This is a genomic window from Thauera aromatica, from assembly GCF_023093595.1.
Classification (GTDB): Bacteria; Pseudomonadota; Gammaproteobacteria; order Burkholderiales; family Rhodocyclaceae; genus Thauera; species Thauera aromatica_A.
In genome coordinates this window covers 14,265-37,698 of sequence record NZ_JALLIK010000096.1, presented here as the reverse complement: position 1 = coordinate 37,698, position 23,434 = coordinate 14,265, and the positions used below count along the sequence as shown (strand labels likewise).

Below are 23,434 nucleotides of genomic sequence, written 5' to 3'. Positions count from 1 at the left end.
CCCCCCGCCCGGCGGAACACGGCTGCCCCGGCCACGGCGAACTCCGGCGCCGACGATCGACTCGAACCGGCTCCCTGCAACCCGCCTGCGCCGCGGGCCCGCCGCTCTCCAAGGAATCCGTACCGATGCTGGTCCACCCCCAATTCGACCCCGTCGCCTTCTCGCTCGGCCCGCTCTCGGTGCGCTGGTACGGGCTGATGTACCTCGCCGGCTTCATCCTTTTTGTCGTCCTCGGCCGCGCCCACGCCCGCCGCCGGCCCGAACTCGGCTGGAACGCACAGGCGATCGACGACCTGCTGCTGTACGGCGTGATCGGCGTGATCGTGGGCGGACGCCTGGGCGAAGTGCTGTTCTTCCAGCCTGCCTACTACCTCGCCCACCCCGGCGAGATCCTCGCCGTGTGGAAGGGCGGGATGAGTTTCCACGGCGGCTTTCTCGGCGTGCTGATGGCGATGTGGTGGTATGGGCGCAAGCACGCCAAGGGTTTCTGGCAGGTCACCGATTTCATCGCGCCGCTGGTGCCGACCGGGCTGGCCGCCGGGCGCATCGGCAACTTCATCAACGGCGAGTTGTGGGGCCGGCCGATGGCGGCGGACCTGCCTTGGGCGATGGTTTTCCCCTGGGTGGACGCCGTCCCGCGCCACCCCTCGCAACTCTACCAGGCCGCCGGAGAAGGTCTGCTGCTGTTCGCAATCCTGTGGTTCTATGCCGCCCGCCCGCGCCCGCTGCGTGCGGTATCGGCCGTTTTCCTGATCGGCTATGGCAGCCTGCGCTTTGCCGCCGAGTTCTTCCGCACCCCCGATCCGGGCATTTTCGGCACCCTCGCGCTGGGTCTATCGACCGCGCAGTGGCTGTGCCTGCCGATGGTGCTCGCCGGCGCCGCGCTGCTCGCTGACACGCACCGCACGCGCACGCTATGATGGCGGCAATAACGGGGCAAGACCACACACCAGGCACTTGAGCGGGGAGACATCGATGACGGGATCCGGACTGGTTTCGCGCAGCCTGTCCAAAGTGCGCGAACTGGTGGCCAACGCCGCCCACCTGGGCCGGGAAACCGTCGCGAAAGACCCCGAGCACATCCGCCGCCAGTTGCAGGAATGCGCCGAAGGGCGCGGCGGCGAAGTCTCGACCCGGCTGCGCGCGGCACGCCTGGCCGATACCTACCTGCATCTGGACGACGCCCAGCGCCACGGCTTCCTGCGCATCATCGCGCACGAATTCGGCCCCGATCCGGCGCAGGTCGCCAACGCCCACGAAGCCTACCAGGCTGCGGTCGGCACACCGGCACAATGGGATGCCGAGGCCCGCCTGCGGGCGGCGATGCGTTCGCGCCGGCTGCGCATCCTCACCCAGTTCAACGCCATTCCGCAGGGAGTCAAGTTCCTCGTCGATCTGCGCGCCGACCTCCTGCGCTACCTCGCCGACGACCCCGCGCTGAAGCCGCTCGACCGCGAACTCGAGACCCGGTTGTCGGCCTGGTTCGACGTCGGCTTCCTCGAACTGCAGCGCATCACCTGGAATTCACCCGCCGCCCTGCTCGAAAAACTGGTCGGCTACGAGGCGGTGCACGAGATCCAGTCCTGGCAGGATCTCAAGAACCGGCTCGATTCCGACCGCCGCTGCTACGCGTTCTTCCACCCGCGGATGCCGCTCGAGCCGCTGATCTTCGTCCAGGTCGCGCTCCTCGAAGAACTCGCCGACGACGTCCAGCGCCTGCTCGACATCGAGGCCCCGCTGTCCGACACGGCGAAGGCGACCACCGCGATCTTCTACTCGATCAGCGCCACCCAGCCCGGCCTGCGCGGTGTCTCCTTCGGCAACTTCCTGCTCAAGCGGGTGATCGACGACCTCAAGCGCGACTTTCCCCGCCTCCACGTCTTCGCCACCCTGTCGCCGATTCCCGGCCTCGCGCGCTGGGCCCGGCGCCACCCCGACGCGCTCGCCGCGGCCATCACCCCGGCCGACGCCAAACGCCTGGCCACCGCCGGCCTCCCCGCGGACGACACCGCCGCGCTCCTCGAACGCCTCGACGGCGGCGCCTGGGCCGATGACGCGGCGCTCGCCGCCGCGCTTCAGGACGTGCTCCTGCGCCTGGCCGCGCGCTACCTGCTCGAAGCCCGGCGCGACGAGCGCCCGACCGACGCCGTCGCCCGCTTCCACCTCGGCAACGGCGCCCGCGTCGAGCGCCTGAACTGGCTCGCCGACACCTCGCCCAAAGGGTTCGCCCAGTCCTGGGGCCTGATGGTCAATTACCTCTACGACCCCGAGCGCATCGAAACCAACGTCGAAGCCTTCGCCAGCGAAGGCCGGATCGACGCCTCCACCGCGGTCAGGCGGCTGGCACGGCGCTAAAGTCCGGCCGCACGGGCAAGAGGGCGCTGGACGCGAAAGCACCCCCGATCGAACCCCGCCGGCCGAGAGACGGCCGCATACCCCCAGGGCACATCCACCACGCATGCACATCCCGTTCCGGCATTCATCGATCCGCTTCCGCCTCCTGCTGGCAAGCACCGTAGTCCAGGTCGTGCTTCTCAGCGTGCTCCTGGCCAACAGCGTGCGCCTGATGAACAACGCACTCTCGGCCAGCCTCGACACCACCATCACCCAGAATGCCAGCATGCTGCTGGCAATGGCCACCGCCTATGGCGAGCAGGAGAACTACGGCGAACTGCAGGACGTCCTCGGCGAACTGCTCGCCGACTCCGGCGAAGGCCTGATCTACGTTCGCATCGTCGCTCCCGGCGACCGTCTACTGGTTCATTCCGGACTGCCCTACATGACCCACCTGCCCGAGCCCGACGAGATGCGGCGGGGCTTTCTCGAACGCCTGCGCGCAGACGACCTGATCCACATCCGCCGCCCCCTGCTGCTGCCGAAAAACGAAGTCGGCTTCCTCCAGTTCGGGATCTCGATCTCGGTGCTCACCGAAGCCCGTCGCGCGATCATGGAGCAAGGGCTGATGATCGCCCTCGCCGAAATCGTGCTGACCTTCATCCTGCTCTCGGCGATCGGCTACCTCCTGACCCACAACCTGCGCAGCCTGCTCGCCGGCAGCCGGGCGATCGCCGACGGCCACCTCGACCACCGGGTCTCGGTCCGCGGCGACGACGAGTTCGCCGTCATCGCCCGCCACTTCAACATCATGGCCGCGACATTGCAGCGCCGCGTCAGCGAGCTGCAGCACACCGCCTCCTGCCTCAAAAGCAGCGAAGAGCGCTACGCGATGGCCCTCCACGGCGCCAACGACGGCCTGTGGGACTGGGACATCCCCGCCCGCAGCGCCTATTTTTCCGACCGCTTCTGCCAGATCCTCGACCTCCCGCCCAGCGCCATGCCGAGCCGGCCCGAAGCCTTCCTCGAGTTGCTCCACCCCGACGATCTCGCGTCCTACCGCGAGCGCATGGCCCAGCACCTGAAAGGCCTCAACACCCAGTTCATGCTAGAGCACCGCGTACGTCTGCCCGATGGCCGCTACCGCTGGGTGCTGACCCGCGGGGTCGCCCGCCGGGGCCCCGACGGCAATGCCAACCGCATGGCCGGCTCGCTCAGCGACATCGACGTGCGCAAGCGCGCCGAGCAGCAGCTGCTGCACGACGCGCTCCACGACGGCCTCACCGGCCTGCCCAACCGGGCACTCTTCATCGAGCACGTCGATCGCGCCCTCGCCCAGCACCTGCGCGGCGACGGCCATCCGCTCGCGGTACTGGCGATCAACATCGAGCGCTTCAGCCTGGTCAATGACAGCTACGGCCACGCCGTCGGCGACGAGCTGCTGCGCCGGATCGCCGAGCACATCACCCTGCGCATGCGCGCGGGCGATGTCTGCGCCCGCGTCGGCGGCGACCAGTTCGCCTTGCTCCTGAACGGGGTCGGCGACTCCAGCGAGGCGCTGCGCATCGCCGAACGGCTGACCACCCTGCCGGCGTTCGCCCCCCCTTCCAGCGACCGCATCGTCCATCCGCACTGCCGCATCGGCATCGTTCTCTCCACGGACGGGCGCGAGGACGCCGAAGCCCTGCTGCGCGACGCCGACAACGCCCTGCACAAGGCCCGCCGCAGCGAGACCTCCGCGGTCGAGTTCTTCCACACCTCGATGCACGGCCAGGCCGTGCGCACGCTGCAGATCGAGGCCGATCTGCGCTGGGCGCTCGCCCATGGCGGCCTCGCGGTGCATTACCAGCCGATCGTCCACCTCGCCGACGCGCGCACGCGCAGCTTTGAAGCGCTCGTGCGCTGGCCGCACCCGAATCACGGCCTGCTCTCCCCGGCCGAATTCATTCCGCTGGCCGAAACCCTCGACCTCATCCACGACCTCGGCATGGTGGTGCTGCGCACCGTGTGCGAAGACGTCCGCGACTGGCAGCGGCGCCTCGGCGCTGCCGCCGTGCCGCGCGTCAGCGTCAACCTCTCCGCCCGCCAGCTGGCGCGCCCGCAGCTGGCCCACGAGTTGCTGGAGGCCATCGACCGCGCCGGCATCGAGCGCCCCGCGATCCGCTTCGAAGTCACCGAAAGCCTGCTCGCCCACCCCGAAGGGCCTGCACGCCAGACCTTGCACGCCCTGCGCGCAGCCGGCATCGAAATCATGATCGACGACTTCGGCACCGGCCACTCCACCCTGAGCTACCTCCACACCATTCCCTGCGACCAGATCAAGCTCGACGGCTCCTTCGTCCGCTCGCTCACCGAAGACTCCCGCCTGCTCGCGATCGTGCGCCACAGCATCGAGCTCTCCCACGACCTGGGCATGAAAGTGGTGGCCGAAGGCATCGAAAGCGAAGCCCAGCACGACATCCTGCGCGAACTGGGGTGCGATTACGGCCAGGGCTACCTGTTCTCGCGCCCACAGGACCGCGCACGCACCTTCCTGCGGCTGCAGCAGGAATTCGGAGAAATCCCGGCATGAACCGCACCCCACTACTGGCCGCCATCCTGCTCACGGCCGTGCACGCCCCCGCCGCCGCGGCGCAGGCGCTCGACTGGCAGTTTTCCGGGTTTGCGACCCTGGGCGCGGTCTACACCCGCAGCGACGACCTGCGCTTCGCCCGCATCGGCACCGACGCCCCCGGCGGACACAACCCGGACACCGGCCCCGACTCCATCCTCGGCCTCCAGGCCGGAATCCGCCTGGACGAAAGAAACACCGCCGTACTGCAGCTGGTTACGCGTGAAACGCCGCGCAACGACTACCGCCCACGCGCCGCACTCGCCTTCCTCAGCCACCAGCTCGGTCCCGAGCTGAGCGCCCGCATCGGGCGCCTGCGCACGCCGTTCTTCATGCTCTCCGACTCGATCGACATCAACTACAGCCGCCCCTGGGTGCGGCCGCCGGTCGAGGTCTATGGCCTCAATCCGTTCCCCGATCTCGACGGTGCCGACCTCCTCTACCGCACCCGCCTGGGCGCGGGCAACCTCGAAGTCCACCCCTACGTCGGCGCCAGCCGCACGCCGGTGATCGGCGGCGGCGAAGCCCGGCTCAGCCGGCTGCGCGGCATCAGCCTGATGTACGACCGCGGCCCCCTGACCCTGAGCGCCGGGCATGCCGTCGCCCACCTCGCCGTCCACCGCGACTCGGCCGAGTTCCGCGATTTCGCCGCCAATCTGCCGCCATCGCTCCGGGAGCGGATGAGCGGCAGCGGCGCACACGCGAGCTTCAGTTCGATCGGTTTCCAGTGGGACGACGGCCGCTGGCTGTTGAGCGGTGAAATCGCCCGCAACACCGCCGCGCGCTTTTCCAACAGCGCCCGTGGCGTCTACCTGATGGCGGGCTATCGCGATGGCCGCCTCACGCCCTATTTCGGCCTCGCCCGCCAGCACCAGGACCGGACCCTGCTGCCTGCCGGGCTGGCCGCCACCTACCCCGAGCTGGGCGGCCTCATCGACGGCTTCAACCGCTCCCGCAACCAGGCCCAGCGCAGCGTCACCGCCGGCCTGCGCTGGGATTTCACGCCCCACACGGCGCTGAAGGCGGAGTTCACCCATGTCCGCACCGACCGCGGCGCATTCGGCTCCTTCATCCCGCGCGGCGACGCCTTCGCGCCGGGGCTGGACGAGCGCTCGATGAATCTGCTGAGCCTGTCCGTCGATGTCGTTTTCTGAGCACGTTTTTCACCGTTGGGGGCTCCGGCTGGCGCTGACCGCCGTGCTCGCCTGCGCCCCGGCACCGGGCAGCCACGCCCAGACTCCGCTCGCGCTGGTGAGCGCCGCCACCGGGCCGGTCACCGCGCTCGACCGCGATACCGCCGAGCAGCTCTACCTCGGCCGGCGCAGCAACCTGTCCGACGGCACCGCGGTGCAACTCATCGACCTGCCGGCCGGCGCCGAGCGCGACCGCTTCTACCTCGGGCTGACCGGCAAGAATCCGAGCCAGATCCGTGCCTACTGGTCGCGCCTGGTGTTCACCGGCCGTGCCCAGCCTCCGCGCGAAGCGGCGGACGTCGCCGCCGCCCGCCGCCTGCTCGGCGAGATTCCCGGCGCCATCGCCTACCTGCCGCTGGAGGCCGCCGACAGCCCGCAGTTGCACATCCTCCTGCGGCTCGAGTAGACGCCCGCCGCTGCGCCCCTCGGCTCGCCCCCGATCCGCCTGCCGCACCCGCTGCGCGCCTTGCCGGGCGCAGGCGGCTGCGTGCAGTTGCCCTCTTGCCGGCCTTGTGCTCTAATACGAATCATTCCTATTATTGAAAACAATCGCCATGACTGCATCGCCGCCGACGCCTCACCCGTCGTCCCCGCCCGGCTGCACGCCGGCGCCCCTCGAAGCCGCCCCTTCCGACTTCCAGGAGAACGCCCTCGACAGCCGGAGCCTGCTCGCCGGCCGCAGGGCGGTGGCGATCGAGCATGAGGGCAGCCGCTACGTGCTGCGCGCCACCCGCAGCGGCAAGCTGATCCTGACCAAGTAATCGCCCCATACCGGGGCAGGACTCGAGAACGAGGCTAGACTATGTATGTCTGTGTGTGCAACGCGGTGACCGAACGCCAGATCGACCAGGCCGTTCGCGCCGGCGCCACCTCTCTGCGCCACCTGCGCCACCAGCTCGGGGTCAGCGCGGAGTGCGGTCGCTGCGCGCGCTGCGCCCAGGATTGCCTGCGCGCAGCGCTGTGCGAGCCGCCCAGACCGGCCCCGGCGGTGCATACGGTACACGCCGGTTCCTCGCAGTCCCTTGCTCTGGAGGCATCATGAAAGGCGATAAGAAAGTCATCCAGTTCCTCAACAGGCAACTCACCATCGAACTCACCGCGGTCAACCAGTACTTCCTCCATGCCCGCATGTACAAGAACTGGGGCTTCGGGCGGCTCGGCAAGCACGAATACGAGGAATCCATCGAGGAAATGAAGCACGCCGATGCGCTGATCGAGCGCATCCTGTTCCTCGAAGGCCTGCCCAACCTGCAGAACCTGAACAAGCTGCTGATCGGCGAAAACGTCGCCGAGTGCATGCAGGGCGACCTCAAGCTCGAACAAGGCGGGCGCGACAGCCTGCTCGAAGCGGTCGCCTATTGCGAATCCTGTCGCGACTACGTGTCCCGCGAGCTGTTCGAGCACATCCTCGAAGATACCGAAGAGCACATCGACTATCTCGAGACCCAGCTCGGCCTGATCGACAGCGTCGGCCTGCAGAACTACCTGCAGTCCCAGATGGAGCACGGCGCATCCTGAATCCATGACCCGCGGCCCCGGCAACGGGGCCGTCCTTCATCCGCCCCCATGCACCCTGCCGCTCACGCTCTTCCGAACTTGCCGCTTTATCCTCCCCCCGCCACACGCCCCAACCAGACCTTGATGCCGCCCCCGGGCACCGTCGCTGCACGCCGTCCCGGCGTGCGCCTGGCCGCACGGACGCCGGGACGGATCGCGCTCGCCAGCCTGGTCGCCCTCGTCCACGCCGCCGCGCTCGGCGCCCTGGTCCACTTCGGCATGAACAAGATCGAGCTGCCGGAGCCGATGCCGGTGCAGGTGGCCCTGATCGCTGCCCCGCAGGCCGAGCCCCAACCAGCTGTCGCTCCCGCCCCCGAGCCGCCGCCCAAGGTGCAGCGCCCCGAGCCGACGCCACCGAAGCCGGCACCACCGAAGCCGCGCCCCAAGCCGCTCGCCAAGCGCCCGCCACCGGCACCGGTGACCGAATCCCCGGCCGCGCCGCCCCAGATCACCGAGGCCGCTCCGCCCCCGGCCGCCGAGCCCGCTCCGCTCCCCCCGGCGGCAGCCCCCCGTGCGGCGCCTGCTGCCGCGCCGGCGCCGCTCACCGCGGCCCGCTTCGACGCCGCCTATCTGAACAACCCCGCCCCCGCATACCCGATGCTGTCACGGCGCATGCGCGAGGAAGGCCAGGTGATGCTGCGCGTGCTGGTGTCGGCCGATGGACTGCCGGCTCGCATCGAATTGCGCACCACGTCGGGCTCCGAACGCCTCGACCGCGCAGCCCAGGACGCCGTCGCCCGCTGGCGTTTCGTCCCCGCACGTCGGGGCGAACAGGCGGTCGAGGCCTGGGTCCTCGTTCCCATCGTTTTCAAACTGCAAGGAAGCTGAACATGGAGAGTTCACAGGCCTTCGGCCTCGCCCACCTGTGGGGGCAGTCCGACACCCTCATCCGCGCCGTGGCGCTCGCCCTGCTGCTGATGTCGGTCACCAGCTGGTACCTCATCCTCGCCCGCCTGCTGCGCCAGCTGCGCGCCCGCCGCCATGCCGGCGCGGTGGAAGCGTTCTGGGCCGCGCCCGACCTCGAATCGGGGCTGCACCGGCTGCAGCTCCAGGCGCCGGAATCGCCTTTCGAGGCGCTCGCCCAGCAAGGCGCCGCCGCCGCCCAGCACGTCCGCCGCCACACCCGCGGCGACACCCTGGGAGGCAAGCTCGACGCCGACGAAGTCATCACCCGCGCGCTGCGCAAGTCGATCGCGCTGTCGACCGCGGCGCTCGAGTCCGGTCTCACCGTGCTCGCCTCGATCGGCTCCACCGCCCCGTTCATCGGCCTGTTCGGCACGGTGTGGGGGATCTACCACGCGCTGGTCAACATCAGCGTCTCCGGCATGGCCACGCTCGACAAGGTCGCCGGCCCGGTCGGCGAAGCCCTGATCATGACCGCCTTCGGCCTCTTCGTCGCCATTCCCGCGGTGCTCGCCTACAACGCCATCACCCGCGCCAACCGCGTCGAACTGTCCGAGCTCGACGCCTTCGCCCACGATCTGCACGCCTGGTTCTCGACCGGCTCGCGCATCGCCCCGCTCGCCGCGGGCCACGAGGCGCCGGCCGCCGCCGCAGCCGCGGCGCTCCCCGCCAGCGGAGCGGCGTGATGGCCTTCGGTGGATTCGACCAGGGCGACACCCGCCCGCTGCAGAGCGACATCAACATGGTGCCGCTGATCGACGTCATGCTGGTGCTGCTGATCGTGTTCATGATCACCGCACCACTGCTGACCCATTCGGTCAAGATCGATCTGCCCCGGGCGTCCAGCGCACCGAACCCGGAAAAGCCCGAAACCGTCACCCTCGCCCTCGACGAGGCCGGCAAGCTGTACTGGAACAACGAGGCGCTCGACAAGGCCGCGCTGCCCGCCCGCCTCGCTGCTGCCGCCGCCCGCATGCCGCAACCCGAACTGCACCTGCGCGCCGACCGCGGCACGCGCTACGAAGTGATCGCCGAAGTGATGAGCGAAGCGCGCAACGCCGGCGTCGAGAAAATGGGCTTCATCACCGTACCGGAGCCCTGAGCGCCGACGAGCGCGGGAAAATCCGCCGCCGAACGCGACGAGGGGCGCCGCCATCGCTGGGACGCCCCTCGTCGCATTCGGTGATGCCTGCTTCAGTGATGCCCGCCTGGGCCTCGCCTGCCCTGCGGCGGACGGAGCACAGTCGCGCGGACGGAGTCGCCCCGCCCGCCGCTCAGGCGCGCGCCGTGTGCCCCGGCCGGCTGCGCACCCGGACGACGACGTCGATCTCCTGCAGTTCGACCCCTTCCGGCAGGCGCGGGCGACCGAGCACGGTCAGCTCGTCCTCGGCCAGGTCACGGAGCTCACCGGTATCGACGTTGTACAGATGGAAATGCGGCGCCGTGGTCGAATCGTAGAACATGCGCTGAGGGTCGACGCTGAGCTCGCGGATCAGCTTCAGCTCGGTAAACAGGCGCAGCGTGTTGTACACGGTGGCGCGCGAAGTTTCCGGCGTGCGTTCCCGTACGCGGTCCCACACCTGCTCGGCGCACAGGTGCACCGGAGCTTCGAACAGCACGCGGGCGATCTCGACCCGCTGCTGGGTCACGGGCACCCCCGCGCGGCGCAGGCAGGCAATGGCGTCGGCGGTGCAATCGACGCCCTCGGCAATGGCAATACCGGCCGCGGCATCCAGAGGAGAATCTGCGCCGGCGGAATCGGCAGTGGCATCGGTGGCGAAATAGGGATTCATCTGATTCACAGTGGCGTGGAGCCGGCCTGGCTGCAGCTGCATGGCCTGCCGGTTGTTTTTCGGATTATGTCTAATGCTGAACCTTCGCATCGGCTCCTGTCAATGCGCAGCACCGTGAGAACCCCTTCCCCTCCGCCGCGGTCTGCATTCCGATACAAAACGCCAGCCCTCCTGCGGCTATGCTCACCGGAGTCGGGCAGGCCGACGAGCAGTTCAACGCACGGCCCGGCATACGGCTCTCGAGCATTCCACCGCCTCCCCGGCATCACTTCCGGACCACGATGAACACCGTCCCCTCCTCTTCCCGCCCCATTCCTTCCCGTCCCGCCGCACCGCGCTGGCGCCGGGCGCTGCTGGCGGCCACCGCAGCAATTCTGGCCGCCATCGCCTGGCTGGCCTGGCCGCATCTCTTCGGCGAGCGTGAACCGCTCGCCGCCTACCAGTTCGCCAGCGTCCAGCGCGGCACGGTGGAGGACGTGGTCACCGCCACCGGCACGCTACAGCCGCGCGACTACGTCGATGTCGGCGCCCAGGTTTCGGGCCAGCTCGAGCGGATCCACGTCGAAGTGGGCAGCGAAGTCGAGGAAGGCCAGCCGCTCGCCGACATCGACCCCACCGTCTACCGTGCCCGGGTGGACGCCTCCCGCGCCCAGTTGGGCAACCTGCGCGCCCAGCTCAAGGACCGTGAAGCCCAGCTCGCGCTCGCCCGCATCCAGCTGCGCCGCCAGCAGGCGCTGATCGCCGAAGACGCCACCACCGCGGAAAGCCTGCAGACCGCCGAAGCCACGGCGCAGTCGGCCGCCGCCCAGCTCGAGGCCCTGCACGCCCAGATCGAGCAGATCGAATCGACCCTGCGCGCCGACGAAGCCAACCTCCAGTACGCCCGCATTCTGTCGCCGATGAAGGGCACGGTGGTGTCGATCACCGCCCGCCAGGGCCAGACCCTGAACACCAACCAGCAGGCCCCGGTGGTGATGCGCATCGCCGACCTGAGCACGATGACGGTCCAGACCCAGGTCTCCGAGGCCGACATCGGTCGCCTCAAGCTGGGCATGGAAGCCTACTTCACGACCCTCGGCGGCAGCGGCAAGCGCTGGTACGGGAAGCTCGAAAAGATCGAGCCGACCCCCACCGTGACCAACAACGTCGTGCTCTACAACGCCTTGTTCGACGTCCCCAACGCCGACGGCCGGCTGATGACGCAGATGACCGCGCAGGTGTTCTTCGTCGTCGCGAAGGCCGAAGACGCGCTGCTGATCCCGATGGCGGCGCTCGCCCAGGGCGCCGCGCACCCGGCGCAGGCCGGTCCGCGCGCCAGCGCCGGCGGCCCGGGCAGCGGACGGGGCGGTTCCCGCCCGGGCGCAACCGTCCCATCCGCCACTGCGGCCAGAGGAACGGTCAAGGTCGTCGGCGCGCAGGGCACACTCGAGGAGCGCAACATTGAACTCGGGGTCTCCAACCGCGTCCAGGCCCAGGTGCTGTCGGGTCTGGCCGAAGGCGAACGCGTGGTCTCCGGGCTGACCGCCGGCGCCGCCGACGCCCGTCCGCAGAGGACACCCCGGCTATGAAGCGCGAATCGTTTCCGAGCGCCGCGGACGCAGCGCCACCGGCGCCGGCGGCGACTCCGCTGATCGAGCTCGCCGGCATCACCCGCAGCTTCATCAACGGCGAGATCGAGACCCGCGTGCTGCACGGCATCGACCTCGCCATCTACCCCGGTGAGTTCGTCGCCATCGTCGGCGCCTCGGGCTCGGGCAAGTCGACGCTGATGAACATCCTCGGCTGCCTCGACCGGCCCACCGCCGGCCACTACCGCTTCATGGGCGAGGACGTCGCCGGCTTCGACCGCGACCGCCTCGCCCGCCTGCGCCGCGAGGCCTTCGGCTTCGTGTTCCAGAGCTACAACCTGATCGGCGGCGCCAGCGCGCGCGACAACGTCGAAGTGCCGGCGATCTACTCGGGCATGCCGCGCGCCGAACGCCACGCCCGCGCCGAACACCTGCTCGCCACCCTCGGCCTGGCCGAGCGCAGCGCGCACCGCCCCGGCCAGCTCTCCGGCGGCCAGCAGCAGCGCGTGTCGATCGCACGCGCGCTGATGAACGGCGGGCGCATCATCCTCGCCGACGAGCCCACCGGCGCGCTCGACAGCAAGAGCGGCGCCGACGTCATGAAGCTGCTCGGCGAGCTGTCCGCGGCCGGCCACACGATCATCCTCATCACCCACGAGCGCGAGGTCGCCGAGCAGGCCAGCCGCATCATCGAGATCCGCGACGGGCACATCGTCGCCGACCCCGGTCCGCGCCCGCCGCCCGGCCCCGAGCCCGACTTCGCACCGCACGTCGACCGCACTTCGCCCCTGTCCGACGTCCTCGAAGCCACCCGCAGCGCGCTGCGGGCACTGCGCGCGAACCTGTTCCGCACCACCCTCACTCTGCTCGGCATCGTCATCGGCGTGGCTTCGGTGATCGCCATGCTGGCGATCGGCGACGGCTCGAAGCAGAAGGTCATCGACCAGGTCAGCGCGATGGGCACCAACCTCCTCACCGTGCGCCCCGGCGCGCCCAACACCCGCGGCCGCGATGCCCCGGCAACGCTGGTGATCGAGGACGTGCGCGCGATCGCGGCCCTGCCCAACGTGCTCGCCTCGGTGCCCGAGCAGGGCGGCACGATCACCCTGCGCGCGGGCAACACCGACCACCGCAGCAGCGTCAACGGCACCTCGGCCGACTACGTTCTGGCGCGCAACTGGGCGCCCGCCAGCGGCACCTTCTTCAGCGCCGAGGACGAGGCGCGCTACGCCACCGTCGCCGTGCTCGGCCAGACCGTGGCCAAGGCGCTGTTTCCCGCCGGCGATGCGGTCGGCCAGTTCGTCCTGGTCAACAACATCCCCTTCCAGGTCGTCGGCACGATGACGCCGAAGGGCGCCACCCCCTGGGGCCAGGACCAGGACGATGTCGTCTTCATGCCCTTCACCACCGCCAGCCTGCGCATCACCGGCCAGCGCTTCCTGCGCAACGTCACCGTCGCCGTGGAGGACGTCGCCCGCATCGACGACACCCAGGCCGAGGTGAGCAGCCTGTTGCTGGCGCGCCACGGCGTCGAGGACTTCCAGATCCGCAACATGGCCTCGGTGATCGACACCGTGTCGGAGACGCAGAACACGCTCACCATCCTGCTCGGCACGGTGGCGGCGATCTCGCTGCTGGTGGGCGGCATCGGGGTGATGAACATCATGCTGGTGTCGGTCACCGAGCGCACCCGCGAGATCGGCATCCGCATGGCCACCGGCGCGCGCATGAAGAACATCCTGCAGCAGTTCCTGATCGAGGCCCTGGTGGTGTCGGCGGTGGGCGGGCTGATCGGCGTCGTCGTCGGCCTCGGCAGCGCCGCCCTGATCGCCCGCTTCGGCACCGCGGTGCAGTATTCGCTCGCCCCGGTGGTGCTCGCCTTCAGCTGCGCCTTCCTCACCGGCCTGGTGTTCGGCTACCTGCCCGCACGCAAGGCCGCCCGCCTCGACCCGGTGGTCGCGCTCGCCTCGGAATGAAACCCGCTTTCCACAACATGCTCACGCCTCCCCCACCGCCCCCCCTGGCCGTTTCCATCCGCACCCTTGCGAGGAAGCGTTCGCACCCGGCCCGTCGCCTCGCCCTCGGCCTGCTGGCTGCGGCCACCCTCGGCGGCTGCGCTGTTACCGAACCGCTCGTGCGTCCCGACATTGCCCTGCCGACCGCATGGAGCGAGCGCGCCGACAGCGCCCCGGCGAGCCTCCCCGACACCTGGTGGCAGAGCTTCGGTTCGCCCCGACTCGACACCCTGGTCGCCGAAGCCCTGGCCTCGGCTCCCGACCTGCGGATCCAGGCCGAGCGCGTCGTCCAGGCCGAGTTGGCGCTGCGCCAGGCCGGTGCCTCGCTGCTGCCCTCGCTGGCGCTCGGCGGCGGCAGCGGCGTACAGAATGCCGAAGGCGACGAATCCGGCTCCACCAGCGCCAGCCTCAACGCCCGCTACGAGATCGACCTGTGGGGGCGGCTGGCCGCCAGCCGCGACGCCAGCCGCGCCGCACTCGCCGCCACCCGCTTCGACCGCGAGGCCGCGCGCCTGTCGATGGCGGCCAACGTCGCCACCCTGTGGTTCCAGAGCCTGACGCTGGCAGAGCGCATCGACATCGCACACCAGAACCTGGCGATCGCCGAGCGCGTGCTGCGCGTCGTCCACGCGCGCTACGACAACGGCGCCGCCTCCGCCCTGGAGCTGAGCCAGCAGCGCAGCACCGTGCTTGCCCAGCGCAAGGCGATCGAGCCGCTCGAAGTCTCGCTGCGCCAGACCCGCTCGGCGCTGGCCATCCTGCTCGGGCGCACGCCGCAGACCGGCGTCGCCGCCAGCGCCCGCCTCGCCGAGCTGCACGTCCCCCTCATCGATGCCGGACTACCTTCGGAACTGCTGCTGCGCCGCCCCGACATCGCCGCGAGCGAAGCCGCGCTTGCCGCCGCCGCCGCCAACCTCGCCGCGGCACGCGCCGCGCTGCTGCCCGCCATCAGCCTGTCGGCCGGCGCCGCCACCAGCAGCGCCGAGCTGCTGGCGCTGGCCGGGCGCAACAGCGTGCTGTCGCTATCGGCCTCGCTGCTGCAGACGATCTTCGACGGCGGCCGCCTTGCCGCCGACGTCGACATCCAGCGCTCGCGCCAGCGCGAACTGCTCGAAGCCCATCGGCAAACGGTGCTCACCGCACTCAAGGAAGTCGAGGACGCCCTCGCCAATACGGCCCGCGATGCCCGCCAGGAAAGCGCCCAGCACGAAATTCTCGCCGAGGCCCGGCGCAGCCTGCGCCTGTCGGAACTGCGCTACCGCGAAGGTGCCGACGGCCTGCTCGCCGTGCTCGACGCCCAGCGCACGCTGTTCGCCGCGCAGGACCAGCTCGTGCAGCTGCGCCTGGCGCGGCTGAGCGGCGCAGTGGACCTCTACCGGGCATTGGGCGGCGGCTGGCAGGCACAGTGAAGCGCACCGGGCGCACTGTTGCACACTGTTGCAACAACGCAACATCGTTAATGCTAATCGTTGTCATTTGTAACACCGCTGTATAATCGCCCCGAGAAAGCCGTTCTCACAACCGGGCGCCGAGCGCCCACTTCCTCCCCACCAGCCAGCCAGTCGCGTCCTTGCGGCAAGCCAGCCAGATTCATGCCGCAAGGACCGATTGATGAATTGCACGACTTCACGAGCCCGCACGCTCCATTCCCCACTGCGCCTGACGCGCCTCGCCCTCGCCGTCGCCGCCACCTTCCAGCTGTCCGGCATGGCCGCTGCGGCCGAGGTCCAGCTGCCCCGCATCGACGTCGTCGGCAGCGACGCCGATGCGGTCAAGAAGATTCCCGGGGCGGTCAGCATCGTCACCGCGGAAAACCTCGAACAGTCCCAGCCCCTGTCCACCGAAGCCGCGCTGAAAAGCGTCCCCGGCATCGTCATCAAGCCCGAGGAAGAGAGCGCCATCGTCGGCAACATCGGCATGCGCGGACTGAGCGCCGCCGACTACAAGACGCTGATCCTCGAAGACGGCGTGCCGGTCGCACCGGGCCTGTTCGTCGGCAATGGCCGCTACTACAACCCGCGCATCCAGCGCATGGAGAGCATCGAAGTGCTCAAGGGCGCGGCCTCGCTGCGCTATGGCCCGAGCACCATCGGCGGCGTGATCAACTACAAGACCAAGACGCCCGAGCCGGGGGTGTCGGTGTCCGGGCGCATCGGCTCGCACGGCTACCGCGAAGCGACGCTCGAAGCGGGTGGCCGGTCGCCCTCCGGCGAAGCCGTCGGCGGCTTGGTGTTCACCGGCGCGCGCAGCGACGGCTTCCAGGACAAGGATTTTGAGATGCAGGATCTGATGGTCAAGGGCGGCATGGCGCTCGGCGACAAGCAGTGGATCGGGGTCAAGTTCACCAACTACGAGAACGACGCCAACATTTCCTACCGCGGTATCTTCCTCGACGCCTACCGCGCCGAAGCCGGCTTCAACCCGGCACCCGACGACTGGTTCCTGACCGAGCGCCGCTCGTTCGACATCAACCACGAATGGACCATCGACGCCGACACCACGCTGAGCACCCTCGTGTACTGGAGCGAGATGTACCGCGACTACTGGCGCTTCGGCACGGTCAAGGATGCGCCGACCAAGATCGTGAATGGCCTGACGCAGTGGAACTACAGCGACAGCGTCAATGGCAACAACCGCTCTTTCGACCGCTTCGGCATCGATAGCCGGCTCAACATCGCCCACAACAGCTTCGGCATGCGCAACGAGACCGAACTCGGAATCCGCTTCATGGACGAGGAGATGGTCGACCAGACCATCCAGGCCACGCGCGCCACGCCGCGCACCGGCACCCTCGCCAAGGACGTGGTCGATGCCGCCAAGAGCTACGCCCTGTTCGCACAGAACCGCTTCATCATCAGCGACCGCCTCGCGGTCACCCCGGGGGTGCGGATCGAGAACTACGAACAGACCCGCAAGGACCGGCGCAAGACCACGGCCGAGGGCAACAAGGCCGACACGTCCAATACCGAAGTCATGCCCGGGATCGGCGCCACCTTCCAGCTCGCACCGATGGCGCAGATCTACGGCGGCGTCTACAAAGCGTTCTCGCCGGCGCTCAACGGCGATGCGCTGAACGGACTGTCGGACCAGCAGCTCGACGCCGAGCGCTCGGTCAACGTCGAGATCGGCGTGCGCGGCAGCAACGCGCGGCTGCGCTACGAAGTCACCGCCTTCCGCATGGACTTCGACAACCAGATCATTCCCGCCAACAGCAATTCACTGTTCCAGACCACCAACGGCGGCGAAACCCTGCACCAGGGCCTGGAAGCGGCGATCGGCTACGAGCTCGGCAGCGGCTTCAGCATCGACGCCAACGCCACCTACATCCCCGACGCCGAGTTCGTCGGCAACCGCTACAAGGCGGACGGCACCCTCGACATCCCCGACGGCAACCGGGTCACCTACACCCCGGAATGGGTCGCGAACCTGATCCTGGGCTACAAGTCCGGGCCGCTGAAGACGGCCTTGAGCATCAACTACGTCGATGAGCAATACACCGACGCCGCCAACTCGCGGGCGCTCAAGGAAAACACTTCCGGCTTCTTCACCGGCAAGATGGACGCCTACACCACCGCCGACCTGACCGCGAGCTACGCCATCAACAAGCAGCTGAGCGTGTTCGGCGCAGTGAAGAACCTCGCCGACAAGCACTACATCGCCAGCCTGCGCCAGGGCATCTACGTCGGCCCCGAGCGCAGCTACGAGATCGGGGCCAAGTACAGCTTCTGACCCTCCTTGGCACGCAACGGGACGCACATGAAAAAAGCGCCGAAAGGCGCTTTTTTCATGCCCGATGCGCCCGCCGGGGGCGCCCCGTTGCCGCTTCGGCTTACTTGACGATCTGGCGGGACACCGACAGGTACTCGCGCCCGTGCTCGATCACCGCCGCGCGGTCGAGCTTCTCGGACGCCTTATGCACCGCTTCGAGCGTGTCGGCGAGGGCGTCCATGTCCGCGTTGATCTTCTTCAGCGCGTTTTCCAGCGTATAGGTGAGGATGTGCACCTCGGCCAGGTCGGAATCGCTGACTTCGCCATCGAGAATGGCCTGCAGCTTGTGGTTGTACTCGGAAAAATTGGCCGCGGCCTGCGTCAGGGTTTCCGCCGGCTTGCCCTTGAAGTGGCCGCCGTCTTCGGCTGCCGAAACCAGCGGCGTGAACACGATGCCGAGCGCGGCGACAATGCCGGCGGCGATCCGTTTTTTCATCTGTGTTCCTTTTCGGGATGGGAAGGAGGGCACGCGCACCGCGGGTACTGCGGCGCGGATCCGCGGCGCGACTCAGGATTGCGAGCCCTAATATCGAAAACAATTCTCAGTTTTGTTTCTTTCTCATTCATTGTCAAGGCGAAGCCCAGCCACTCACCACCGGCTCACCGGAGCCACTACAAGGCGCCCCGGCACATCGAGCTCTGCATCCTGCCCAAGACCTCGACCGGTAAGATCCAGAAGTTCGCCCTGCGCGCTGGCCAAGCCCGCCTCCGCCCTCGAATAGGCGAGGCGCCGGCGCCTCGCGGAACACCACCCGCCGTCCTACACTCCCAGCATCGGGTGCCGCCCCCCTGCGGCACGCTGCGGAGAACCGCGATGCCGCTCCGTCCTTTCGCCTCGCGCAGGCTGCTCGCCGCCGTCCTGCTGCTGTATGCCGTGCTGCTGCCGCCGTTTTCCGGCCCCCTCGCCACTGCGGACGGCGGCGCGGTGCCGGTGCTGCGGGTGGACGGCGCGATCGGGCCGGCGACCGCCGACTACCTGCACAAGGGGCTCGCCCGCGCCGCCGCGGCCGGGGCGCCGCTGGTGGTGATCGAGCTCGACACCCCGGGCGGGCTCGACACCTCGATGCGCGCGATCATCCGGGACATCCTCGCCGCACCGCAGCCGGTGGCGGTGTTCGTCGCCCCCGAAGGCGCCCGCGCCGCCAGTGCCGGCACCTACCTCCTCTACGCCAGCCACATCGCGGCGATGGCCCCGGCGACCAACCTCGGCGCCGCCACCCCGGTGGCGATCGGCATCGGCGGCGCCCAGCCGGGCAAGACCGCACCGCGCGAAGAGGCGGACGAGGCCGCTCCCGAGGCCCCCGGCGACGCCGGGCGCGCCCCACCCGCCGGACCGGACGAGGCAACGGGCACGGGCGCGCGCCGGCCTACCCGCGATGCGGCCGCCCCGGCCGACGCGATGAGCGCGAAGTCGGTGTCCGACGCCGCCGCCTACCTCCGCAGCCTCGCCCAGCTGCGCGGGCGCGACGTCGACTTCGCCGAGCGCGCGGTGCGCGAAGCCGCCAGCCTGTCGGCCGAAGAAGCGCTCGCCCGCGGCGTGATCGATGTCATCGCCGTCGACGTCGCCGCGCTGCTGAAGAAGCTCGACGGCCGCACGGTGAGCGTGGCCGACGGCGAGCGCACGCTCGCCACCGCCGGACTCGCCATCGAACGCATCGCGCCCGACTGGCGCAACCGCGTCCTCGCCGTGCTCGCCAACCCCCAGGTGGCGCTGATCCTGATGATGATCGGCATCTACGGCCTGTTCTTCGAATTCACCTCGCCCGGCTTCGGCGTGCCCGGCGTGGCCGGCGCGATCTCGCTGCTGATCGCGCTCTACGCCTTCCAGCTGCTGCCGGTTAACTGGGCCGGGGTGCTGCTGCTGGCGATCGGCGCCGCGCTGATGCTGGCCGAAGCCTTCCTCCCCAGCTTCGGCGTGCTCGGTGTCGGCGGCATCATCGCCTTCGTCGTCGGCGGCCTGTTCCTGGTCGACAGCGAAGTGCCCGGCTTCGGCATTCCCCCCGCCCTCGTCATCGGCCTCGCCCTCGCCAGTGCGGCGATCCTGCTCGCCATCGGCAGCCTCGCCGCGCGCAGCTTCAAGCGCCCGGCGGTGAGCGGGCGCGAGCAGATGCTCGGCGCCCCCGCCACCGTCCTCGGCCCCGCCGACGCCGGCTGCTGGTGGGTCGCGGTCCACGGCGAGAACTGGCGCGCACACGCCGCCGTGGCGCTCGCCAGCGGCGATACGGTGCGCATCGAGCGCATCGACGGCCTCGTCCTCGAAGTCTCGCCCGCCGGCACCGCACCGGCTTCAACGCCCGGGAGCACACCATGATCTTCGACCTTCAATTCGGCCTCGCCCCGCTGATCCTGCTGCTGATCTTTCTCGTCGCGGCCTCGCTCAAGATCCTGCGCGAATACGAGCGCGGCGTCATCTTCCTGCTCGGACGCTTCTGGAAAGTGAAAGGGCCCGGCCTGGTGATCGTGATCCCCGGCATCCAGCAGATCGTCAAGGTGGACCTGCGCGTGGTGACCATGGACGTGCCCGCGCAGGACGTGATCTCGCGCGACAACGTCTCGGTCAAGGTCAATGCGATCGTGTTCTTCCGCGTCGTCGACCCGCAAAAGGCGATCATCCAGGTGGAAAACTTCCTCGTCGCCACCAGCCAGCTCGCCCAGACCACGCTGCGCGCGGTGCTCGGCAAGCACGAGCTGGACGAGATGCTGTCCGAGCGCGAAAAGCTCAACCTCGACGTGCAGCAGATCCTCGACGCCCAGACCGACGCCTGGGGGATCAAGGTCGCCAACGTCGAGATCAAGCACATCGACCTCAACGAGACCATGGTCCGCGCCATCGCCCGCCAGGCCGAAGCCGAGCGCGAGCGCCGCGCCAAGGTGATCCACGCCGAAGGCGAGAAGCAGGCCGCCCAGGCCCTGCTCGAAGCCGCCGAAATGCTCGCCCGCGAACCGGCGGCGATGCAGCTGCGCTACCTCCAGACCCTCACCCAGGTCGCCGGCGACAAGAGCTCGACCCTGGTGTTCCCGGTGCCGGTCGATCTGCTCGGCGAACTGGGCAAGCGCGCCACCCGATAGGGGGCCCGATTCCGCTACCGTCCGGTGCCGCCGCGCGATGCCCATGCCGCTCCCAGGCGCCGCCACAGGTCGCGCGCGAGGCCGACGAAGGCGGCGGTCCAGGCGATCAGCGCGGCGTACAGAAAGATCGGCGGCAGCCCGTGGAGAAAATCGAACTCCATCGCAGCGGCCATCCAGTGCGTGCTCGCGGCGTACATCCCGAGCGGAAACACCGCGCCCCAGTACAGCGGGTCGTATTTCAGCGGGAAGCGCTTATACACGTGGCGCCACAGGGCGAGGATGACCAGCATCGGGATCCACCACGTGCCGGTCGCCCAGTAGAACACGGTGAAGCCTTTGAGGAAGGGCAGCAGCGAACTCAGGTAGGGGGCGTCGGGCGCATTCACGATCAGCAGCGATCCGGCCAGCGTCGAGATCGCCATCGCGCCCATGTTGATCCAGTACGGCGGCGTCAGGTCGCCGGGCGAGAAGCGGAAAAACGTGTAGCGGTAGAAGATCAGCGACATCATCCAGATATAGAGCATCCCGCCCCACAACCACATCGACAGGGCGAGGAAGTTCAGTTCGAGCCGATAGGGCTGGGCGAGATGGTTGGCGAGCAGCGCGCCGAGCACCGCGATCGACTGGGTCGCGACCACCGCGAGCAGCCAGCCGCCGCTGATCCCCTGGTCCAATGCCGGCTTCTGCTCCTTGACGGTGAACGCGGTGAAGATCGTGTACGTCAGCCCCACCCACAGCACGATCGCGACAAACCACAGCCCGAGCGCCGCGCGCTCGCTGCCGGCGAGGATCAGGAACTGGCTGCCGAGGATGCTGCTCGCTGCAACCGCGGTGAAGAAGCCCGGGCCGCGCAGATGATCGACCATGTCGCCGAAAAAGCGCTGCGGAAAGCGGATCATGCGCAGCACGTACAACAGTCCGGTGACGACGTACATCGCACAATTCACTACAAACAGCGCCCGCGCCAGTCGCGGCATGGCGAGCGCGTCGGCCGTCAGGGACAGGATCCCGGTCGCCATGACCACGCCGAAATACGCCGGCGACATGGCCGCGAGATCGCCCAGGAGGCGGCTCCCCGCCTTCACCACCGACGCCGTCCCCGCCCGGCACGGCGATGGCGGGGCGCAGACCCCGGACAACCCGAAGCCGAAAACAGCGCTGGCGGCAAGCAAGACCGCGGTCGCGCCGGGCTTGCGTGTGCTCGGGACATGTCTTCTCCTTATCCACGCCGGGATCAGGGGAAAAAGAATAGCACGCAGCGGTATACGCCTCCCGGCCCGAGTTCCTGGCACAGCGGGTCACGACCGCGCGGATGGCCAGCACAACATGTTTCCCGATCCGTGCCAGGTGCAAGGATGCCGCTGGCGCAACAAGGCTCGAAGCCGCGAGTGAGATATGATCGGTGCACAAGCCGCTGTTCGGGAAACCGGGAACGCCTCTTTCATTTCCGCCATTTCCGAAGAACAAGAAATCCATGGAGACAGGGGGCAAAGGTGCTGTCGCTGCTTCGCAACGTTGAGGCCATCTCCGCCGGCAGGAACCGGGCAAAACTGCATTACACGCTGCTGCGCGCCGTATCCCTGCTCCTCGGCGGCAAGGCCGACGTCGGCATCTTCGCCTGCGCGCCGCAGGGTGAGGCCACGCTCAGGCTGTTTTCCGGCCCGACCATCATGAATTCGGCCCTCGCCCTCTGGCCCCCGCTCCTCGACCAGGTGCGCAGCGACGGCAGGCACATCACCCGCGTCGTGCACGGCCGGCTGTGTGGCGCCATGATGCTGCAGGCATCGGAGCTGGGCGGCGAGCCGCTGATCCTGGCCTACGGCATCGACCACGACCCGCAGTCGAAAGCGGCGGACGAGGTGTCGGGCGAGATCACGCTCCTGGCTCGCATCTACGACAACCAGATCAGGCTGCTCGACTACAGCGAACTCGACTCGCTGACCCGCCTGCTCAACCGCAAGACGTTCGACGAGACCTTCGACCGGCTGCTGGCGCCGCCCTCCCCCGACGAGGACGAGGTCATGGACGAGCGCCGGCATGCCGCGGAAAACGACAACCCGGCCTGGCTTGCCGTGATCGACATCGATCATTTCAAGCGGATCAACGATTCGTTCGGCCATCTCTTCGGCGACGAGGTTCTGTTGCGCATGGGGGAACTGATGCGCAACACCTTTCGCAGCGGGGACCGCCTGTTCCGCTTCGGGGGCGAAGAGTTCGTCGTTCTGCTCAACACACCGGACGAAGCGCAGGCGCTGGCCACGTTCGAGCGCTTCCGGATCTCGGTCGAAAACCACCCCTTTCCCCAGGTCGGCAAGGTGACCTGCTCCATCGGCTTCACCGCGGTGTCGGAAACGGACGTGCCGACCGACGTCGTCGGCCGCGCCGACGAAGCGCTCTATTTCGCCAAGGACAACGGCCGCAACCAGGTTTCGTGCTACGAACAGTTGCTCGGCGATGGCCTCATCACCAGGAAGGAAGAAGCGCCGGCCGGAACGGACTTCGACATCGACGCGCTGTTCGACCTCAAATGACGCCCCGCCCGCTGCGTCCGCCCGGTGGGGCGTCGGTCCGCTCGAGGCGGCGCGGCGCTTCCGTCCGGCGGAAAATCAGGGAGGCCGGGGCA

The 23,434-nt window shown here is 68.9% G+C and carries 21 protein-coding genes; 18 read left to right on the top strand and 3 right to left on the bottom strand.

Annotated elements, in window-relative coordinates; translation table 11 throughout:
• Positions 1-125: 125 nt before the first annotated feature.
• The 11 genes from lgt (at position 126) to MXC99_RS07395 (ending at position 9,700) form a co-directional block, all read left to right on the top strand.
• The gene (lgt, locus tag MXC99_RS07445) at positions 126-920 is read left to right on the top strand and encodes a prolipoprotein diacylglyceryl transferase (RefSeq protein ID WP_247724849.1); all 795 of its coding nucleotides are present in this window, start codon (positions 126-128) and stop codon (positions 918-920) included.
• Positions 921-975: 55 nt separating this feature from the next.
• Complete coding sequence (locus tag MXC99_RS07440) at positions 976-2,355, top strand: malonyl-CoA decarboxylase (RefSeq protein ID WP_247724848.1); 1,380 nt, start codon at positions 976-978, stop codon at positions 2,353-2,355.
• A 103-nt stretch (positions 2,356-2,458) separates the two neighbouring features.
• Complete coding sequence (locus MXC99_RS07435; RefSeq protein WP_247724847.1) at positions 2,459-4,906, top strand: EAL domain-containing protein; 2,448 nt, start codon at positions 2,459-2,461, stop codon at positions 4,904-4,906.
• Entirely contained in the window at positions 4,903-6,099 is a 1,197-nt protein-coding gene (locus tag MXC99_RS07430) for an outer membrane protein (protein WP_247724846.1), read from the top strand. The genes MXC99_RS07435 and MXC99_RS07430 overlap by 4 nt, the downstream gene beginning before the upstream one ends.
• Positions 6,086-6,544: a hypothetical protein gene (locus tag MXC99_RS07425; protein WP_247724845.1), complete on the top strand. Its 459-nt coding sequence runs from the start codon at positions 6,086-6,088 to the stop codon at positions 6,542-6,544. Before MXC99_RS07430 ends, MXC99_RS07425 begins: the two co-directional genes overlap by 14 nt.
• A gap of 148 nt (positions 6,545-6,692) precedes the next feature.
• Positions 6,693-6,899, top strand: a complete 207-nt coding sequence (gene hemP / locus MXC99_RS07420) for a hemin uptake protein HemP (RefSeq protein WP_247724844.1) — start codon at positions 6,693-6,695, stop codon at positions 6,897-6,899.
• Positions 6,900-6,940: 41 nt separating this feature from the next.
• Entirely contained in the window at positions 6,941-7,180 is a 240-nt protein-coding gene (locus tag MXC99_RS07415) for a (2Fe-2S)-binding protein (protein ID WP_247724843.1), read from the top strand.
• Positions 7,177-7,656: a bacterioferritin gene (gene bfr / locus MXC99_RS07410; protein ID WP_247724842.1), complete on the top strand. Its 480-nt coding sequence runs from the start codon at positions 7,177-7,179 to the stop codon at positions 7,654-7,656. The genes MXC99_RS07415 and bfr overlap by 4 nt, the downstream gene beginning before the upstream one ends.
• A gap of 123 nt (positions 7,657-7,779) precedes the next feature.
• A complete protein-coding gene (locus tag MXC99_RS07405; RefSeq protein ID WP_247724841.1) occupies positions 7,780-8,523 on the top strand; it encodes an energy transducer TonB in 744 nt (247 codons plus the stop codon).
• A 2-nt stretch (positions 8,524-8,525) separates the two neighbouring features.
• A complete protein-coding gene (locus MXC99_RS07400; protein WP_247724840.1) occupies positions 8,526-9,284 on the top strand; it encodes a MotA/TolQ/ExbB proton channel family protein in 759 nt (252 codons plus the stop codon).
• Entirely contained in the window at positions 9,284-9,700 is a 417-nt protein-coding gene (locus MXC99_RS07395; RefSeq protein WP_247724839.1) for an ExbD/TolR family protein, read from the top strand. The genes MXC99_RS07400 and MXC99_RS07395 overlap by 1 nt, the downstream gene beginning before the upstream one ends.
• A gap of 172 nt (positions 9,701-9,872) precedes the next feature.
• Here MXC99_RS07395 and MXC99_RS07390 read toward each other — a convergent pair whose 3' ends face one another.
• Positions 9,873-10,391 carry a Fur family transcriptional regulator gene (locus MXC99_RS07390; protein ID WP_247724838.1) on the bottom strand — a complete coding sequence of 173 codons (519 nt, stop codon included), beginning with the start codon at positions 10,389-10,391 and terminating at the stop codon, positions 9,873-9,875.
• A gap of 281 nt (positions 10,392-10,672) precedes the next feature.
• On the opposite strand from MXC99_RS07390, the gene MXC99_RS07385 reads away from it, so the two are divergent.
• From MXC99_RS07385 to MXC99_RS07370, 4 genes are all read left to right on the top strand, one after another.
• Positions 10,673-11,959 carry an efflux RND transporter periplasmic adaptor subunit gene (locus tag MXC99_RS07385; RefSeq protein ID WP_247724837.1) on the top strand — a complete coding sequence of 429 codons (1,287 nt, stop codon included), beginning with the start codon at positions 10,673-10,675 and terminating at the stop codon, positions 11,957-11,959.
• A complete protein-coding gene (locus MXC99_RS07380) occupies positions 11,956-13,935 on the top strand; it encodes a MacB family efflux pump subunit (RefSeq protein ID WP_247724836.1) in 1,980 nt (659 codons plus the stop codon). The genes MXC99_RS07385 and MXC99_RS07380 overlap by 4 nt, the downstream gene beginning before the upstream one ends.
• Entirely contained in the window at positions 13,932-15,383 is a 1,452-nt protein-coding gene (locus tag MXC99_RS07375) for an efflux transporter outer membrane subunit (RefSeq protein ID WP_247724835.1), read from the top strand. Before MXC99_RS07380 ends, MXC99_RS07375 begins: the two co-directional genes overlap by 4 nt.
• Before the next feature lie 202 nt (positions 15,384-15,585).
• On the top strand, positions 15,586-17,703 hold the full coding sequence (locus MXC99_RS07370) for a TonB-dependent receptor family protein (RefSeq protein WP_247724834.1): 2,118 nt from the start codon (positions 15,586-15,588) through the stop codon (positions 17,701-17,703).
• 100 nt (positions 17,704-17,803) lie between these two features.
• On the opposite strand, the gene MXC99_RS07365 is transcribed toward MXC99_RS07370, so the two are convergent.
• Positions 17,804-18,178: a DUF6746 family protein gene (locus tag MXC99_RS07365; protein WP_247724833.1), complete on the bottom strand. Its 375-nt coding sequence runs from the start codon at positions 18,176-18,178 to the stop codon at positions 17,804-17,806.
• 378 nt (positions 18,179-18,556) lie between these two features.
• On the opposite strand from MXC99_RS07365, the gene MXC99_RS07360 reads away from it, so the two are divergent.
• Both MXC99_RS07360 and MXC99_RS07355 read left to right on the top strand, forming a co-directional pair.
• Positions 18,557-20,053: an NfeD family protein gene (locus MXC99_RS07360; RefSeq protein ID WP_247724832.1), complete on the top strand. Its 1,497-nt coding sequence runs from the start codon at positions 18,557-18,559 to the stop codon at positions 20,051-20,053.
• Positions 20,050-20,811 (top strand): slipin family protein, encoded by a 762-nt coding sequence (locus MXC99_RS07355; RefSeq protein WP_247724831.1) that lies wholly within the window; start codon positions 20,050-20,052, stop codon positions 20,809-20,811. The genes MXC99_RS07360 and MXC99_RS07355 overlap by 4 nt, the downstream gene beginning before the upstream one ends.
• Before the next feature lie 14 nt (positions 20,812-20,825).
• Here MXC99_RS07355 and MXC99_RS07350 read toward each other — a convergent pair whose 3' ends face one another.
• Entirely contained in the window at positions 20,826-21,896 is a 1,071-nt protein-coding gene (locus tag MXC99_RS07350) for a tellurite resistance/C4-dicarboxylate transporter family protein (protein WP_247724830.1), read from the bottom strand.
• A gap of 408 nt (positions 21,897-22,304) precedes the next feature.
• Here MXC99_RS07350 and MXC99_RS07345 point away from each other — a divergent pair, with 408 nt between their 5' ends.
• Entirely contained in the window at positions 22,305-23,342 is a 1,038-nt protein-coding gene (locus MXC99_RS07345; RefSeq protein ID WP_247724829.1) for a GGDEF domain-containing protein, read from the top strand.
• Positions 23,343-23,434: the final 92 nt, after the last annotated feature.